This window comes from Modestobacter sp. SYSU DS0875, assembly GCF_054050915.1.
In genome coordinates, this window is record NZ_JBJHAH010000002.1 from 1 (window position 1) to 13,625 (window position 13,625).

At 75.6% G+C, this 13,625-nt stretch carries 15 protein-coding genes and 2 tRNA genes; 12 read left to right on the plus strand and 5 right to left on the minus strand.

Annotated features, from left to right (window positions below; all coding sequences use genetic code 11):
• The first annotated feature begins 169 nt into the window (after nucleotides 1-169).
• From ACI79Y_RS01030 to ACI79Y_RS01055, 6 genes are all read left to right on the plus strand, one after another.
• A tRNA-Met gene (locus ACI79Y_RS01030) sits at nucleotides 170-243 on the plus strand.
• A 228-nt stretch (nucleotides 244-471) separates the two neighbouring features.
• Nucleotides 472-548: transfer RNA gene (locus ACI79Y_RS01035), tRNA-Met, on the plus strand.
• A gap of 108 nt (nucleotides 549-656) precedes the next feature.
• Nucleotides 657-1,793, plus strand: coding sequence for a galactose-1-phosphate uridylyltransferase (gene galT, locus ACI79Y_RS01040; protein ID WP_457156712.1), 1,137 nt, complete (start codon nucleotides 657-659; stop codon nucleotides 1,791-1,793).
• A gap of 74 nt (nucleotides 1,794-1,867) precedes the next feature.
• Entirely contained in the window at nucleotides 1,868-3,058 is a 1,191-nt protein-coding gene (gene galK / locus ACI79Y_RS01045) for a galactokinase (RefSeq protein ID WP_457156713.1), read from the plus strand.
• A 49-nt stretch (nucleotides 3,059-3,107) separates the two neighbouring features.
• Nucleotides 3,108-3,395, plus strand: coding sequence for a GNAT family N-acetyltransferase (locus ACI79Y_RS01050; protein WP_457156714.1), 288 nt, complete (start codon nucleotides 3,108-3,110; stop codon nucleotides 3,393-3,395).
• 42 nt (nucleotides 3,396-3,437) lie between these two features.
• Nucleotides 3,438-4,307, plus strand: coding sequence for a polysaccharide pyruvyl transferase family protein (locus ACI79Y_RS01055; protein ID WP_457156715.1), 870 nt, complete (start codon nucleotides 3,438-3,440; stop codon nucleotides 4,305-4,307).
• Here the strand turns inward: ACI79Y_RS01055 and ACI79Y_RS01060 are convergent.
• Nucleotides 4,285-5,160 (minus strand): glycosyltransferase family 2 protein, encoded by an 876-nt coding sequence (locus ACI79Y_RS01060; RefSeq protein WP_457156716.1) that lies wholly within the window; start codon nucleotides 5,158-5,160, stop codon nucleotides 4,285-4,287. The genes ACI79Y_RS01055 and ACI79Y_RS01060 overlap by 23 nt on opposite strands.
• 75 nt (nucleotides 5,161-5,235) lie before the next feature.
• Here ACI79Y_RS01060 and ACI79Y_RS01065 point away from each other — a divergent pair, with 75 nt between their 5' ends.
• Nucleotides 5,236-5,541: an antibiotic biosynthesis monooxygenase family protein gene (locus ACI79Y_RS01065; RefSeq protein ID WP_457156717.1), complete on the plus strand. Its 306-nt coding sequence runs from the start codon at nucleotides 5,236-5,238 to the stop codon at nucleotides 5,539-5,541.
• A gap of 9 nt (nucleotides 5,542-5,550) precedes the next feature.
• Here ACI79Y_RS01065 and ACI79Y_RS01070 read toward each other — a convergent pair whose 3' ends face one another.
• The gene (locus tag ACI79Y_RS01070; protein ID WP_457156718.1) at nucleotides 5,551-5,820 is read right to left on the minus strand and encodes a helix-turn-helix domain-containing protein; all 270 of its coding nucleotides are present in this window, start codon (nucleotides 5,818-5,820) and stop codon (nucleotides 5,551-5,553) included.
• Nucleotides 5,821-5,866: 46 nt separating this feature from the next.
• Between ACI79Y_RS01070 and map the strand changes: the two genes are divergently transcribed.
• Nucleotides 5,867-6,640: a type I methionyl aminopeptidase gene (gene map, locus ACI79Y_RS01075; RefSeq protein ID WP_457156719.1), complete on the plus strand. Its 774-nt coding sequence runs from the start codon at nucleotides 5,867-5,869 to the stop codon at nucleotides 6,638-6,640.
• A gap of 71 nt (nucleotides 6,641-6,711) precedes the next feature.
• Here map and ACI79Y_RS01080 read toward each other — a convergent pair whose 3' ends face one another.
• Together ACI79Y_RS01080 and ACI79Y_RS01085 are read right to left on the minus strand one after the other, a co-directional pair.
• The gene (locus ACI79Y_RS01080) at nucleotides 6,712-7,851 is read right to left on the minus strand and encodes a cystathionine gamma-synthase (RefSeq protein WP_457156720.1); all 1,140 of its coding nucleotides are present in this window, start codon (nucleotides 7,849-7,851) and stop codon (nucleotides 6,712-6,714) included.
• The gene (locus ACI79Y_RS01085; RefSeq protein WP_457156721.1) at nucleotides 7,848-9,254 is read right to left on the minus strand and encodes a cystathionine beta-synthase; all 1,407 of its coding nucleotides are present in this window, start codon (nucleotides 9,252-9,254) and stop codon (nucleotides 7,848-7,850) included. Before ACI79Y_RS01085 ends, ACI79Y_RS01080 begins: the two co-directional genes overlap by 4 nt.
• A 177-nt stretch (nucleotides 9,255-9,431) precedes the next feature.
• Between ACI79Y_RS01085 and ACI79Y_RS01090 the strand changes: the two genes are divergently transcribed.
• The 4 genes from ACI79Y_RS01090 (at nucleotide 9,432) to ACI79Y_RS01105 (ending at nucleotide 12,781) form a co-directional block, all read left to right on the plus strand.
• A complete protein-coding gene (locus ACI79Y_RS01090; protein WP_457156722.1) occupies nucleotides 9,432-10,397 on the plus strand; it encodes a phosphatase PAP2 family protein in 966 nt (321 codons plus the stop codon).
• On the plus strand, nucleotides 10,336-11,037 hold the full coding sequence (locus ACI79Y_RS01095) for an ANTAR domain-containing protein (RefSeq protein WP_457156723.1): 702 nt from the start codon (nucleotides 10,336-10,338) through the stop codon (nucleotides 11,035-11,037). The genes ACI79Y_RS01090 and ACI79Y_RS01095 overlap by 62 nt, the downstream gene beginning before the upstream one ends.
• 50 nt (nucleotides 11,038-11,087) lie before the next feature.
• Nucleotides 11,088-12,491: an FGGY family carbohydrate kinase gene (locus ACI79Y_RS01100; RefSeq protein ID WP_457156724.1), complete on the plus strand. Its 1,404-nt coding sequence runs from the start codon at nucleotides 11,088-11,090 to the stop codon at nucleotides 12,489-12,491.
• Between the two features lie 101 nt (nucleotides 12,492-12,592).
• Nucleotides 12,593-12,781, plus strand: coding sequence for a hypothetical protein (locus tag ACI79Y_RS01105; protein WP_457083724.1), 189 nt, complete (start codon nucleotides 12,593-12,595; stop codon nucleotides 12,779-12,781).
• 24 nt (nucleotides 12,782-12,805) lie between these two features.
• On the opposite strand, the gene hisN is transcribed toward ACI79Y_RS01105, so the two are convergent.
• A complete protein-coding gene (gene hisN / locus ACI79Y_RS01110; RefSeq protein ID WP_457156725.1) occupies nucleotides 12,806-13,603 on the minus strand; it encodes a histidinol-phosphatase in 798 nt (265 codons plus the stop codon).
• Nucleotides 13,604-13,625: the final 22 nt, after the last annotated feature.

Consider the following 13,625-nt stretch of genomic DNA (forward strand, 5'->3'; position numbering starts at 1 on the left):
CCCCCCCCCCCCCCCCCCCCCCCCCCCCCCCCCCCCCCCCCCCCCCCCCCCCCCCCCCCCCCCCCCCCCCCCCCCCCCCCCCCCCCCCCCCCCCCCCCCCCCCCCCCCCCCCCCCCCCCCCCCCCCCTCGGCACGACCCGGTGGACCTGTTGTACTGTTGTCTCACCGACGCGGGGTGGAGCAGCTCGGTAGCTCGCTGGGCTCATAACCCAGAGGTCGCAGGTTCAAATCCTGCCCCCGCTACTCGTCCGGAGGGCCGGTCACCATTCTGGTGACCGGCCCTCCGTCATGTCCGGCCCGCTCGCGTGCGGCGCACTTCGTGTCCGGGCCCTCCTGGCCGGCCCGTGCCGGCACCGTCTCCGGCGCACGTTCCCTCGGCGGGCGGCTCCGCCGCGGGCGGCTCGGCCGCAGGTGGCTTCCCGCCCCCCGGTTCGCGTCGGATCGTGAGGTGGGGTAACCTGATCTCACCGACGCGGGGTGGAGCAGCTCGGTAGCTCGCTGGGCTCATAACCCAGAGGTCACAGGTTCAAATCCTGTCCCCGCTACCAACCCGGAGGCCCGGTCACCGTTCTGGTGACCGGGCCTTCGGTCTGTGTGGCGGCGCCGACCCGGTCCCCGGGCTCCGGTGGCCGCCCGGGACGGAGAGGACGCAGTCGATGGGACCGGGGTCTGCAGAGGCGCCGCAGGGCTGGACCGGGCAGGTGACCGAGCGGACGCTGGCCGACGGTCGCCCGATCCTCTACTTCGACGACGAGCGCCGGGCCGGGTCCGTGCACGCGGCCGTCGACCAGCGGCCGCTCGATCAGACCCCGCGCGCCGGTGAGGTCCGCTTTGACGTCCTGACCGGGGAGTGGGTGACCATCGCCGGGCACCGGATGAACCGGACCTTCCTGCCGGCGGCCGCGGACTGCCCGCTCGACCCCACCCGGGATCCGGAGCACCCGAGCGAGGTGCCCGACAGCGAGTACGACGTCGTCGTCTTCGCCAACCAGTTCCCGAGCTTCGCCCCGGTCGCCGTGGGCCCCGACGGGGACGCCCCGCCGTTCGGCCCGGTCGACGGTCCCGCGTACGGGCACTGCGACGTCGTCGTCTTCTCCAGCGACCACGAGGCCTCCGTCGTCGACCTGCCGGCCCAGCGGATGCGCACCGTCGTGGAGGCCTGGGCGCACCGGACCGCGACCCATTCGGCCGATCCGCGGATCGCGCAGGTGTTCGTGTTCGAGAACCGCGGCCAGGAGATCGGCGTCACCCTGACCCACCCGCACGGGCAGATCTACGCCTACCCGTTCCTCCCGCCGCGCGCCGGTCAGCTGGTCGAGCAGGCCCGCCGGCACCGCGAGGCGACCGGCGGCAACCTGCTGGCCGACGTGCTGCGCGCGGAGCAGGCCGCGGGCCGGCGGGTCGTGCTGGCCGGTGAGCACTGGACCGCCTACGTGCCCAGGGCGGCCCGCTGGCCGGTCGAGGTGCACCTGGCCCCGCACCGCGACGTCCCCGACCTCGCCGCGCTGGACGACGCGGAGAAGGCCGAGCTGGCCGTGGTCTACCAGGAGCTGCTGCGCCGGGTCGACCGGTTCCACCCCGGGGTCGACCGGGTGCCCTACATCGCCGGCTGGCACCAGGCCCCGACCGGGGAGGACCGCGAGCTGGGCCGGCTGCACCTGCAGCTGTTCTCGCTGCTGCGGGCGCCGGGGAAGCTCAAGTACCTCGCCGGCTCGGAGTCGGGCATGGGCGCCTGGATCAACGACACGACGCCGGAACGCATCGCCGACCGGCTGCGGGAGGTGGCCTCGTGAGCGGACAGGGGCGTGAGCGCAGCGAGGAACGAGCGAGGAGCGGAGGGCCCCGCGGGAGCGAACGCGTTGACGTCGTGAGCGCCGAGGTCGACACCGGCGCGGAGGTGGGTGCGCAGGGGCTCGCCGAGCAGGCGGCGGCCGAGTTGCGGCGGGCCTTCGACGTCGAGCCGGACGGCGTCTGGACCGCGCCGGGCCGGGTCAACCTGATCGGGGAGCACGTCGACTACAACGGCGGCCGCTGCCTGCCGATGGCGCTGACCCGGGTCACCGCCGCGGCCGTGCGCCGCCGGGACGACGACGTCGTCCGGCTGGCCAGCACCGACCCGGACGCGCCGACGTTCGAGGGCACCCTCGCCGGCCTCGGGCCCGGCCGGGTCGAGGGTTGGGCCGCGTACGCCGCGGGCACGCTGTGGGCGCTGCAGCAGGCGGGGATCGACGTCCCGGGCCTGGACCTGTCGGTCAGCAGCGACGTGCCGCTGGGTGCGGGTCTGTCCAGCTCCGCGTCGCTGGAGGCTGCGGTGGCGATCGCCGCGGCCGAGCTGGGGGGCCGGGCCGACTCTCCCGAGTTGCGCCACCTGCTCGTCCAGGCCGCCATCCGGGCCGAGAACGAGGTCGTCGGCGCCGGCACCGGGGGCATGGACCAGACCGTCGCGCTGCTGGCCGAGGAGGGCTCGGCCCTGCTCATCCACACCCGGGACTTCCGCACCGAACCGGTGCACCTGGGCCTCGCCGAGGCCGGGCTGGCGCTGCTGGTGATCGACACCCGGGTCAAGCACACCCTCGCCGACGGGCAGTACGCCCAGCGGCGCGCCGACTGCGACGAGGCGGCCCGGCAGCTCGGCCTGGAGTGGCTCTCCGACGCCACCGAGGCCGACGTCGAACGGCTGAGCGACGAGCGGCTGCGGGCCCGCACCCGGCACGTGGTGGGCGAGAACCAGCGGGTCGACCGGGTGGTCGAGCTGGTCCGGGCAGGCCGGGTGGCCGAGATCGGGCCGCTGCTGGACGCCTCGCACACCTCGCTGCGCGACGACTACGAGGTGTCCGCGGTGGAGCTCGACGTCGTCGTCGAGGCCGCCCGCGAGGCGGGCGCGCTGGGGGCGCGCATGGTCGGCGGCGGGTTCGGTGGCTCGGCGATCGCGCTGGTCCACCCCCGCGACGCGCAGGCGATCAGCAACGCCGTCGCCGCCGCCTGTCGCGAGCGGGGGCTCACCGAGCCCGGCACGCTCACCGTCACCTCCGGCCCCGCGGCGCGCCGGCTGTCCTGAACCCCCGGGGCCGGGGAACAGCACCCCGGCCCCGGGGGTTGGCCCGAGCATGGAGACGACCGTCACCGACGCCCCCGAGGACAGCCGCTACGAGATCCGCGACGGCGAGCGGCTGCTGGGCCAGGCCGCCTACCAGCGGCGCGGCGACCAGGTGGTGTTCACCCACACCGAGGTGGACACCGGCGAGGAGAACTCCGGGCTGGGCAGCACGCTGGTCCGGGCCGCGCTGGACGACGTCCGCAGCAAGGGAGGCACCGTCGTGCCGATGTGCTCCTTCGTGCGCGGCTGGATCGACCGGCACCCGGAGTACCAGGACCTGGTCGCTGCCGAGGGCTGACCGCCTGCAACCGCGCTGCGGCCGGCCTGAGAGGGTGGGCCCATGCGTGTCCTGGTCGCCGGGTGGTTCAGCTTCGACGAGGTCATCGCGACCGTCGGTGACGAGCTGGGGGCCGACGTCGTCACCGGCTGGCTCCGCGAGCTCGGGGTCGACCACGACGTCGCCTGGGCGCCCTACCTGCAGCGCGGCCCCGACTGGCGGGAGCTGGACCCCGCCGGCTACACGCACCTGGTCTTCGTCAGCGGCCCGGTGTCGGACACCCCGCTGCTGCGCGAGCTGACCAGCGCGTTCGCCGGTGCCCAGCGCTGGGCGGTGAACGTCTCGGTGGTCTCCGACGCCGGGCGCGCGCTGTTCGACCGGGTGTGGGAGCGGGACGCGCCCGGCATCGCCCGGCCCGACCTCGCCATCGGCACGACGACACCCGACGTCCCGGTGATCGCCGTCGCCTTCGCCCCGCCGCAGGAGGAGTACGGCGACCGCAGCCGCGCCGGGGAGGTGCGGGCGGCGATCGAGGGCTGGCTCGGGGCCCGGGCGATCCCGTGGTTCGAGCTGACGATGGACCTGTTCGAGAAGCCGCACGAGCGCTTCCCGTCCCAGGTCGAGGCCCTGATCCGGCGGGCCGACGTGGTGCTCAGCATGCGGCTGCACGCCCTGGTGCTCGGGCTGGCGCACGGGAAGCCGGTCATCGCCTGCGACGCGATCGTCGGTGGCGCGAAGGTGAGTGCCCAGGCGGCGTCGCTGGGCTGGCCGGTGGTGCTGCGGGCGGGCGAGATCGACCCGGTGACGCTGGACGCCGCACTCGAGCACGCCCTGTCGGGCACGCTGACCGAGGAGATCGCCGCCGCCCAGCGGCGCGGCGCGGAGGGCAACGCGGCCGCCCGCGACTGGTTCACCTGCCAGCTGCAGGGCTGAGGGGGCGCTGGGCGGCGGCGAACCGCCGCTCCAGCTCCGCGGGCACCGGCCGGCGCTGCCGCAGGGCGGCGGGCAGGCGCCGCAGCACGCCGGCCAGCGCCGTGCGGGCGGCCGGTTCGTCTCGGCAGCGGCGGGCCAGCCGGGTGGTCGCGGCGAGCGCCACCGGCAGCGGTCGGCGGAGCCAGTCGACGAGCACGTCGTTGCGGATCTGCAGCGCCCACCGCTGCGGCGAGGGCCGGTCCGGACCGGCCGGGTCGTGCCAGGCGACGACGTCGTCGGCGTAGGCCAGCTGCCAGCCGGCGGCGGCCAGGTCGAGGGCGAGCAGGTGCTCCTCGCCGCCGAAGAACAGGAACGGGGAGAAGCCCCCGACGGTCAGGTAGGCGTCCCGGCGGACCACGGCGGCGAACGCCGGGAAGCTGAGCACGTCCGGACCGGGCGCGCCGGGGGAGCGGCCCAGCACCGCGGCCCGGTGCTTGACCGACACCCGGTCGTCCGACCCGTCCCGCGCCAGGCGCACCCGGCCCACCAGCACCGCGACCTGCGGATGGGCGTCGAGCAGCTCGGCGGCCCGCTGCAGCGCGCCGGGCTCCCACCACGAGTCGTCGTCGGCGAACGCGACGTAGGGCGTGGTCGCCCGCCGGACGCCGTCGGTGCGGGCGACCGCGCCGGCGTTCTCCGGCAGCTCGACGACGTCGACCCGCGGGTGCGTCTCACGGACGGCCGCCGCCGTGCCGTCGGACGACGCGTTGTCGACCACCAGGATCGGCTGCCCGTCGACGTCGAGCCGGTCCAGCGAGCGCAGCAGCGAGTCCCGCCGGTCCAGAGTGGCGATGACGACGGTGACCCGGTGCACGCCGGGATGTCTACCCGAGGCTTCCCCGCACTCGTCGTGCGGCCACTGCGCGTCCGGTCCCGGGCCGCCAGTACCGTGCCGGACGCGGTACTGGAGCACGCACTGCTGGACGTCCGGCCGGGCCACCAGGAGGAGTTCGAACGTGCCTTCGCCGAGGCGCGCTCGATCATCGCGGCCATGCCGGGCTTCCGGGCTCTGTCGCTCTCCCGCTGCCTGGAGCGGGAATCGGGCTACCTGCTGCTGGTGGAGTGGGACCGGCTGGAGGACCACACCGAGGGCTTCCGCGGATCCCCCGGGTGTCAGCGGTGGCGGGATCTGCTGCACCGCTTCTACGAGCCGTTCCCGGTCGTCGAGCACTTCACGACGGTCGTGACCGCCTGAGGTCGGGCGTCAGGCGGGGAGTGGGGTGCCCTCGGTCGGGCTGTGCAGGGCGGTGATCAGGTGGTCCAGCGGCAGGTCCAGGGCCCCGGCGAGCGCGGCGACGGTGAAGAACGCCGGCGTCGGCACCCGGCCGGACTCGATCTTCCGCAGCGCCTCCGGGCTCACCCCGGAGGCAGCGGCGACCTCGGCGGGGGAGCGGTCGCCCCGGGCCTCGCGGAGCAGCGCCCCCAGTCGGCGGCCGCGCTCACGCTCTTCGAGGGTCAGCGGCGGGCGCACCATGGCCGTGATAGTAATACCGGGATACCAATACCGGGAGGAACTCCAGATGATCGAGCTGCGGACGCCGGGGGAGATCGACGCCATGCGCGCGGCCGGTGCGGTGGTCGCCGACATGCACGCGGCGGTGCAGGCGGCCGCGGCCCCGGGTGTCCGGCTGACCGAGCTGGACGCGATCGCCCGCGACGTCCTCGCCGACGCCGGGGCGACGTCGCCGTTCCTGGGCTACGCCCCGCTGCCGACCACCCCGCCGTTCCCCGGCGTGCTCTGCCTGTCGGTCAACGACGTGGCGCTGCACGGCATCCCGACCAGCCAGGAGCTGGCGGACGGCGACCTGCTCAGCGTGGACGCCGGCGCGACGCTCGACGGCTGGGTGGGCGACGCCGCACGCACCTACCCGATCGGCACGCCGCGGCCGGAGGACCTCCAGCTCGTGGAGACCACCGAGCGGGCGCTGGCCGCGGGGATCGCCGCGGCGGTGGTCGGCAACCGGGTCGGCGACATCTCCGCTGCGATCGGGGCGGTCGGCCGGGCCGGTGGCTGCGGGATCAACACCGACCAGGGCGGGCACGGGGTCGGCCGGAGCATGCACGAGGCGCCGAGCGTGCCCAACGAGGGCCGGCCCGGCCGCGGGCTGCCGCTGCGCGCCGGGCTGGTGATCGCGATCGAGCCGTGGTTCCTGGCCGGCGGCAGCGACGACTACCGGGTCGACGCCGACGGCTGGACGCTGCGCAGCGCCGACGGGAGCCGCGCCGCGCACGTCGAGCACACCGTGGCGGTCACCGCCGACGGCCCGCGCGTCCTCACCGCCCCGCGCTGCTGAAGGACCCCCCACCGCTCGCACGCTCGCGGCGGGCCCCTACGAGGGGGCCGAACGGTGGGGAGCGGGGGGTGTCAGGACAGCGCCTGGTCCAGGTCGGCGAGCAGGTCGTCGACGTCCTCGATGCCCACCGACAGTCGCACCAGGTCGGCCGGCACCTCCAGCGGCGAGCCGGCAGCGCTGGCGTGGGTCATCCGGTGCGGGTGCTCGATCAGCGACTCCACGCCACCCAGCGACTCGGCCAGGGTGAACAGTTGCGCCCGCTCGCACACCCGCAGCGCCGCCTCCTCGCCGGCCTTCAGGCGGAACGAGATCATCCCGCCGAAGCCGGACATCTGCGACGCTGCGATCTCGTGGTTGCGGTGCTGCGGCAGCCCCGGGTAGAGCACGTCGCCGACGGCCCGGTGCTCCAGCAGCCACTCGGCGATCCGGGCGGCGTTGGCGCTGTGCCGCTCCACCCGGACGCCGAGGGTCTTCAGGCTGCGCAGCACCAGCCACGAGTCGAAGGGGCCGGCGACGGCGCCCATCGCGTTCTGGTGGTAGGCCAGCCGCTCGCCGAGCTCAGCGTCGGACACGACCAGCGCACCGCCGACGACGTCGGAGTGCCCGCCCAGGTACTTCGTCGTCGAGTGGACGACGACGTCGGCGCCGAGCGTCAGCGGCTGCTGCAGGTAGGGGCTGGCGAAGGTGTTGTCGACGACCAGCAGAGTCCCGGAGGCGTGCGCGATCTCGGCCAGCGCGGCGATGTCGGAGACGTTGAGCAGCGGGTTGCTCGGCGTCTCGCACCAGATCACCCGCGTCGTCTCCGGGGTCACGGCCTCCCGGACGGCGTCCAGGTCGTTGAGGTCGACCGGCTGGTGCGTGACACCCCACGGCTCGAGCACCCGGGAGATCAGCCGGTACGTGCCGCCGTAGGCATCACCGCCCAGCACGATCGAGTCGCCCGGCCGGCACACGGTGCGCAGCAACGTGTCCTCGGCGGCGAGCCCGGAGGCGAACGCCAGTCCGCGGGTGCCCTGCTCCAGCGAGGCCAGCGCCGTCTGCAGGGTGTCCCGGGTGGGGTTGGCGCTGCGGCTGTACTCGTAGCCGCCGCGCAGCCCACCGACGCCGTCCTGCTTGTAGGTGGTCGTGAGGTGCAGCGGCGGGATGACCGCCCCGGTCGCCGGGTCCGGGTCCTGCCCGGCGTGGATCGCCCGCGTGTTGAAGCCGCTCATGCCCCGACCGTAGGCGTGATGCCGACCAGGTGGCCCAGCACGTCCTGCCGGGTGACGACGCCGGCGGGCTTGCCGTCGACGTGCACCAGCAGGGCGTCGGCCTCGCCCAGCGCGCTCACCGCCGCGCTCACCGGCTCGCCGGAGCCGATGATCGGCAGCGGTGCGGACATGTGCCGCTCCACCGGGTCGGCCAGCGTCGCGCGCCCGGCGAACAGCGCGTCCAGCAGCGCCTTCTCCGCGACCGAGCCGACCACCTCGCCGGCGGTCACCGGCGGCTCGGCCCGCACCACGGGCAGCTGGCTGACGCCGTACTCGCGCAGGATGTCGATCGCGTCGCGGACGGTCTCGGTGGGGTGGGTGTGCACCAGCTGCGGCATCCCCGCCGACCCAGCGCCGGACTTGGTCCCCAGCAGCTCGCCGACCGTCTCCCCGCCGCCGGCGTCCAGGAAGCCGTAGTCGGCCATCCACTCGTCGTTGAAGATCTTGTTCAGGTAGCCGCGGCCGCCGTCGGGCAGCAGCACCACCAGGACGTCGTCCTTCGTCAGCCGCTCGGCCACCCGCAGCGCGGCCACCACCGCCATGCCGCAGGAGCCGCCCACGAGCAGGCCCTCCTCGCGGGCCAGCCGCCGGGTCATCGCGAAGGAGTCGCCGTCGGAGACCACGACGATCTCGTCGGCGATCGACTTGTCGTAGGCCTCGGGCCAGAAGTCCTCGCCGACGCCCTCGACCAGGTACGGCCGGCCGGTGCCGCCGGAGTAGACCGAGCCCTCGGGGTCGGCGCCGATGACCTGCACCCGGCCCGCGCTGGCCTCCTTGAGGTAGCGGCCGACGCCGGAGATGGTGCCGCCCGTGCCCGCGCCGGTGACGAAGTGGGTGATCTTCCCGTCGGTCTGCGCCCAGATCTCCGGCCCGGTGGTCTCGTAGTGCGAGCGCGGGTTGGCCGGGTTGGCGTACTGGTCGGCCTTCCAGCCACCCGGGGTCTCGCGGGCCAGCCGGTCGGAGACCGAGTAGTAGGAGCGCGGGTCGGCCGGGTCGACCGCGGTGGGGCAGACGTGCACCTCGGCGCCGTAGGCCTTGAGCACGTTGATCTTCTCCTGGCCCACCTTGTCCGGGCAGACGAAGACGCACTTGTAGCCGCGCGTCTGGGCGACGATGGCCAGCCCGATGCCGGTGTTGCCGCTGGTCGGCTCGATGATGGTGCCGCCGGGCTGCAGCGCCCCGGAGGCCTCGGCGGCCTCGACCATGCGGAGCGCGATCCGGTCCTTCACCGAACCACCGGGGTTGAGGTACTCGACCTTGGCCAGCACCAGCGGGGCGTCGGGCCCCAGGTGCTCGGTGACCTTGTTCAGCCGGACCAGCGGGGTGTCGCCGATCAGCTCGACGACGGACTCGGCGTACTGCACGGGATCTCCTGCGGCGCTCGGGCCGGTGGCGGGTCGCGCCTCCGGCGGTCCCCCCATCCCACCATTCCGTGCGCGTCCGGGCGCGCGCGGTGCGAGGCCCGCCGGGGCGCGCGCCGCCGGGCGCCGGTGCCGGCTGCTCCCCGAGCGCGGGACCGGCGCTCCACCCATGCTGAGGTGGTGCTGCTGGCCTGGGACAGTGCGCTCCGGATCCCCAGGCCCCGCGCTCGGCCCCTGCTCGCCGGGGGGCTCACGGCGGCCCTGCTGGTGCTGCTGGCCGGGGTGCTGACCGGCAGCCGGGTGATCGAGCTGGACGAGGCGGTCTACCGCTGGGCGCCGGGCCAGCGCTGGCCGGCCCTCGGCCCGCTCGCCGACTGGTGGGTGCTGCTGGGCCAGCGGGCGGTCTGCCTGGCCCTGGTCGTCCCGTGGCTGGGGCTGCGGGCCTGGCGGGCCCGGAACGCCGGCCCGCTCGTCGTCCTGGCCGTGGCCACCCTGCTCACCAACGTCGGCGTCGGCGCCATGAAGTACCTCGTCGGTCGCCTGGGGCCACTGCAACTGGGCGAGGCCGCCGGCGACGTGGGCGCTGGTCACGCCTTCGCGCTGGGTGGCTCGATCTTCCCCTCGGGGCACGCCGCCAACGCAGTCGTGACCGCGGGTGTCCTGGTGATGACGGCCCGCGGGCACCGTCGGCTCGGCGCCGTCCTGGCCGGGGTGCTCGCGGCCGGCGTCGGGCTCACCACGATCCACCTGGGCACCCACTGGGCCTCGGACGTCCTCGCCGGCTGGTGCGCCGGAGGGCTGGTCCTCCTCGCCGTCGCACCCGCTGTCCGGGTGGTCACCGAGCTGACCGGTCGGCTGACCGGTCGGCTGACCGGACGGCTGGCCGCCCGGCACGGTCCCGGCCGGCCGCTCACGGCGGCCACGGGCCCGACGCGGCCCGCCCGCCCCGAGGCCGGGGCGGCGTCCCCCTCCCGCGCGGTGCCGGCGCACGTGGGTCGGGCCTATACCCTCGCGTGGCCGAGCCCGCCACTCGGCAGCGACCGTCGAACCGGCGGCGGCCGTCGACGGAAGGGGCCCACCCACCATGAGCGAGCTGTCGTGGGACCTGCACCAGGCCCTGGCCGGGATCGAGCTCGCCGGCCGTGAGCTCTCCGACGTCCTCGACGAGGTGGTGCACGTCGCCCGCCGGGCCATCCCCGGCACCGAGGCGACCTCCATCACGCTGATCCGGGGGGAGCGCGCCTTCACCGCGGCCTTCGACGGTCAGCTCGCGATGGACGCCGACGAGTCGCAGTACCAGCGCGGCCACGGCCCCTGCCTGGACGCCGCCCTCGCGGGCGAGGTGTTCGTGGTCCAGGACATGCGGGCCGAGGAGCGCTGGCCGGGCTACGCGTCGCGCGCCGCGGAGTTCGGGGTGCGCAGCTCGTTGTCGGTCCCGCTGCCGTACCAGGGCGCCACGATCGGGGCCCTCAACAACTACGCCACCCGGACCGGGGCGTTCGCCGAGACTGACGTCGCGCTGGGTGAGGAGGTCGCGGCCTTCGTCGCGATCGCGGTCGGCAACGCGGAGGCGACCAGCCGGGCGCTGGAGGAGTCGGCGAACATGCGGCGGGCGATGCTCTCCCGCGCGGTCATCGAGCAGGCCAAGGGCATCCTGATGGAGCGGCACAAGATCACCGCGGAGCAGGCGTTCACCCTGCTCACCCATGCCTCCCAGCGGCGCAACGTCAAGCTGCGGGTCGTCGCCGACGAGCTGGTGGCCACCGGGGAGCTCACCGCCCGCTGACGCCCCGCCCCGGCTGGCGCGGCCGGCGCCCCGGCGGCCAGGATGCGGCGGTGAGCAGCGACCCGGTCGTCGTCGGCGCCGACCTGGGCACCAGCGGGCTGAAGCTCGCCGCCCTCGACCCGGTGGGCGCCGTCGTCGCCGAGAGCGAGGTCGGTTACGCCGTCGACCGGCCGCAGCCGGCCTGGGCGCAGACCGACGTCGCCGTGTGGCGCCGGGCACTGGACGACGCCCTCACCGCGCTCGCCGGCCGGCTGGCGGGCCGCCCGGTGGCCGCCCTGGGGTTCTCCGGCCAGATGCACGGCGCGGTGCTGGTCGACGGCGCCGGCCGGCCGCTGGCACCGGCCCTGCTGTGGCCCGACCAGCGCGCCACCGCGGAGCTGACCCGCTGGCGAGGGCTCCCCGACGGCGACCGGGCGGCGCTGGCCAACCCGCTCGTGCCGGGGATGACGGGGCCGCTGCTGGCCTGGCTGGCCGCGGCCCGACCCGAGCTGCTGGACCGCGCCGCGGCCGCCCTGCTGCCCAAGGACGCGCTGCGCGCCACGCTGCTGCCCGGCACCGACCCCGCGGTCACCGACCGGACCGACGCCTCGGCCACCCTGCTGTGGGACGTCCCGGGGGAGCGCTGGTCCACCGCGGCGGTGGCGGCCGCCGGCCTGCCGGAACGGGTGCTGCCCGCCGTCCGTCCCGGCGCTGAGGTGCTCGGCACGGCGGTCCTGCCGGTCGGTGAGGTGCCGGTCGTCGTCGGCGGCGCCGACACCCCGCTGGCGCTGCTGGCGGCGGGCGGCGACGGCGGCGTCCAGGTGAACCTCGGATCCGGGGCGCAGGTGCTGCGCCCGGGCGTGCGGCCGCGGCCGGTGGCCGACCCGGTCGTGCACTGCTTCGCCGACGCCGACGAGGGCTGGTACGCGATGGCCGCGCTGCAGAACGCCGGCACGGCCTGGTCGTGGGTGCGGGAGGTGCTCGGCCTCGACTGGCCGGCGCTGGTGGGCAGCCTGGGCGCCGCGGCGCCGGGGGCCGGTGGCGTCGTCTTCACCCCGTTCCTGACCGGTGAACGGGGTGGGGTCGCCGGCCCGACGGCGCGGGGTGGCTGGACCGGGCTGTCGGCCGGCACCAGCCGGGCCGACCTGGCCCGCGCCGCGCTGGAGGGCGTCGTGTTCGCCGTCGGCGCTTCCCTCGACCTGCTCGGGACGCCGCCGGACGACGACGCCCCGGTGGTGCTCACCGGCGGCGGCGCGCGGGACAGCGGGCTCCAGCAACTGCTCGCCGACGTGCTGGGCCGGCCCGTGCAGCACGTGCGGGTGCGCAGCGCGTCGGCCGCGGGCGCCGCGGTGCTCGCCGGGCGCGGGGTCGGGCGGCAGCTCACCCCGCAGCGGGCGCACGGGCCGGTGGTGGAGCCGCGGACGGTGCCGCAACTGCGGGCCGCCCGGGAACGGTGGACCGCCGCGGTCGGCTGACCCCGGCCGCGCAGGAGTGGAACCGGCTGGTCCGGGGCACCGTTGGCCCGGAGTGAGGAGCCGGCACCCGGCTCCTCGTCGACGAGAGGGGGCGACGCGCCATGGCGTCGATCATGAACAAGGTCATGCAGTTCGCGAACAGCCCGAAGGGCAAGCAGGTCATCCGTCAGGCGACGGACAAGGCCCAGCAGCTGGCGAGCGACCCGAAGAACCGGGCCCGCATCGAGGACGTGCGGCGCCGGATCCAGGGCGGTCGCGGCGGTTCCGGGGGCACCGGACCGGCGCACTGACCAGCGCCCCGGGCGGCGCTCGCCCTAGCGTCGGGCGAGCGCCGTCAGCACGTCGGCGTGCAGCACGCCGTTGCTGGCCACCGCGCTGCCGCCCGCCGGGCCCGGGGTGCCGTCGAGGTCGCTGAAGCTCCCCCCGGCCTCCCGGACGATGACGTCGAGCGCGGCGAGGTCCCACAGCGACACCTCGGGCTCGCAGGCCACGTCGACGGCGCCCTCGGCGACCATCATGTAGCTCCAGAAGTCGCCGTAGGCGCGGGTGCGCCACACCGAGCGGGTCAGGTCCAGGAACGGGTCGAGGCGGCCCTGCTCCTCCCAGCCGGAGAGGCTGGAGTAGGACAGGCTCGCGTCGGTCAGGCCGGCCACCTGCGAGACGGTGCAGCGGGTCGCGTTCTCCAGCCGGCGACCGGTCCAGGCGCCCACTCCCGCGGCCGCCCACCAACGCCGGTTGAGGGCCGGAGCCGACACCAGCCCGACGACCGGCACGTCGCCCTCGAGCAGCGCGATCAGCGTCGCCCACACCGGGACCCCGCGGACGAAGTTCTTCGTGCCGTCGATGGGGTCGATCACCCAGCGCCGGTCGCCCCGGCCGGTGCTGCCGAACTCCTCGCCGAGGACCGCGTCCCGGGTCCGTGCCCGGGACAGGGTGGCGCGCAGCTGCTCCTCGACCGCCCGGTCCGCGTCGGTGACCGGGGTCAGGTCCGGCTTGGTCTCCACCCGCAGGTCCTGCGCCCGGAACCGGTCGAGGCTGATCGCGTCGGCCTGGTCGGCGAGCACGTGCGCCAGGCGCATGTCCTCGGTGAAGCCGCGCATCCCGGGTGTCATGGCACCCGAACCTACTGGTCCC

What these genes read in the sequence shown, in the direction of transcription:
- galT (WP_457156712.1), top strand. Translation starts at nt 657, where the DNA reads ATGGGACCGGGGTCTGCAGAGGCGCCGCAGGGCTGGACCGGGCAGGTG.
- ACI79Y_RS01050 (WP_457156714.1), top strand. Translation starts at nt 3,108, where the DNA reads ATGGAGACGACCGTCACCGACGCCCCCGAGGACAGCCGCTACGAGATC.
- ACI79Y_RS01055 (WP_457156715.1), top strand. Translation starts at nt 3,438, where the DNA reads ATGCGTGTCCTGGTCGCCGGGTGGTTCAGCTTCGACGAGGTCATCGCG.
- ACI79Y_RS01070 (WP_457156718.1), bottom strand. Translation starts at nt 5,820, where the DNA reads ATGGTGCGCCCGCCGCTGACCCTCGAAGAGCGTGAGCGCGGCCGCCGA.
- map (WP_457156719.1), top strand. Translation starts at nt 5,867, where the DNA reads ATGATCGAGCTGCGGACGCCGGGGGAGATCGACGCCATGCGCGCGGCC.
- ACI79Y_RS01080 (WP_457156720.1), bottom strand. Translation starts at nt 7,851, where the DNA reads ATGAGCGGCTTCAACACGCGGGCGATCCACGCCGGGCAGGACCCGGAC.
- ACI79Y_RS01095 (WP_457156723.1), top strand. Translation starts at nt 10,336, where the DNA reads ATGAGCGAGCTGTCGTGGGACCTGCACCAGGCCCTGGCCGGGATCGAG.
- ACI79Y_RS01105 (WP_457083724.1), top strand. Translation starts at nt 12,593, where the DNA reads ATGGCGTCGATCATGAACAAGGTCATGCAGTTCGCGAACAGCCCGAAG.
- hisN (WP_457156725.1), bottom strand. Translation starts at nt 13,603, where the DNA reads ATGACACCCGGGATGCGCGGCTTCACCGAGGACATGCGCCTGGCGCAC.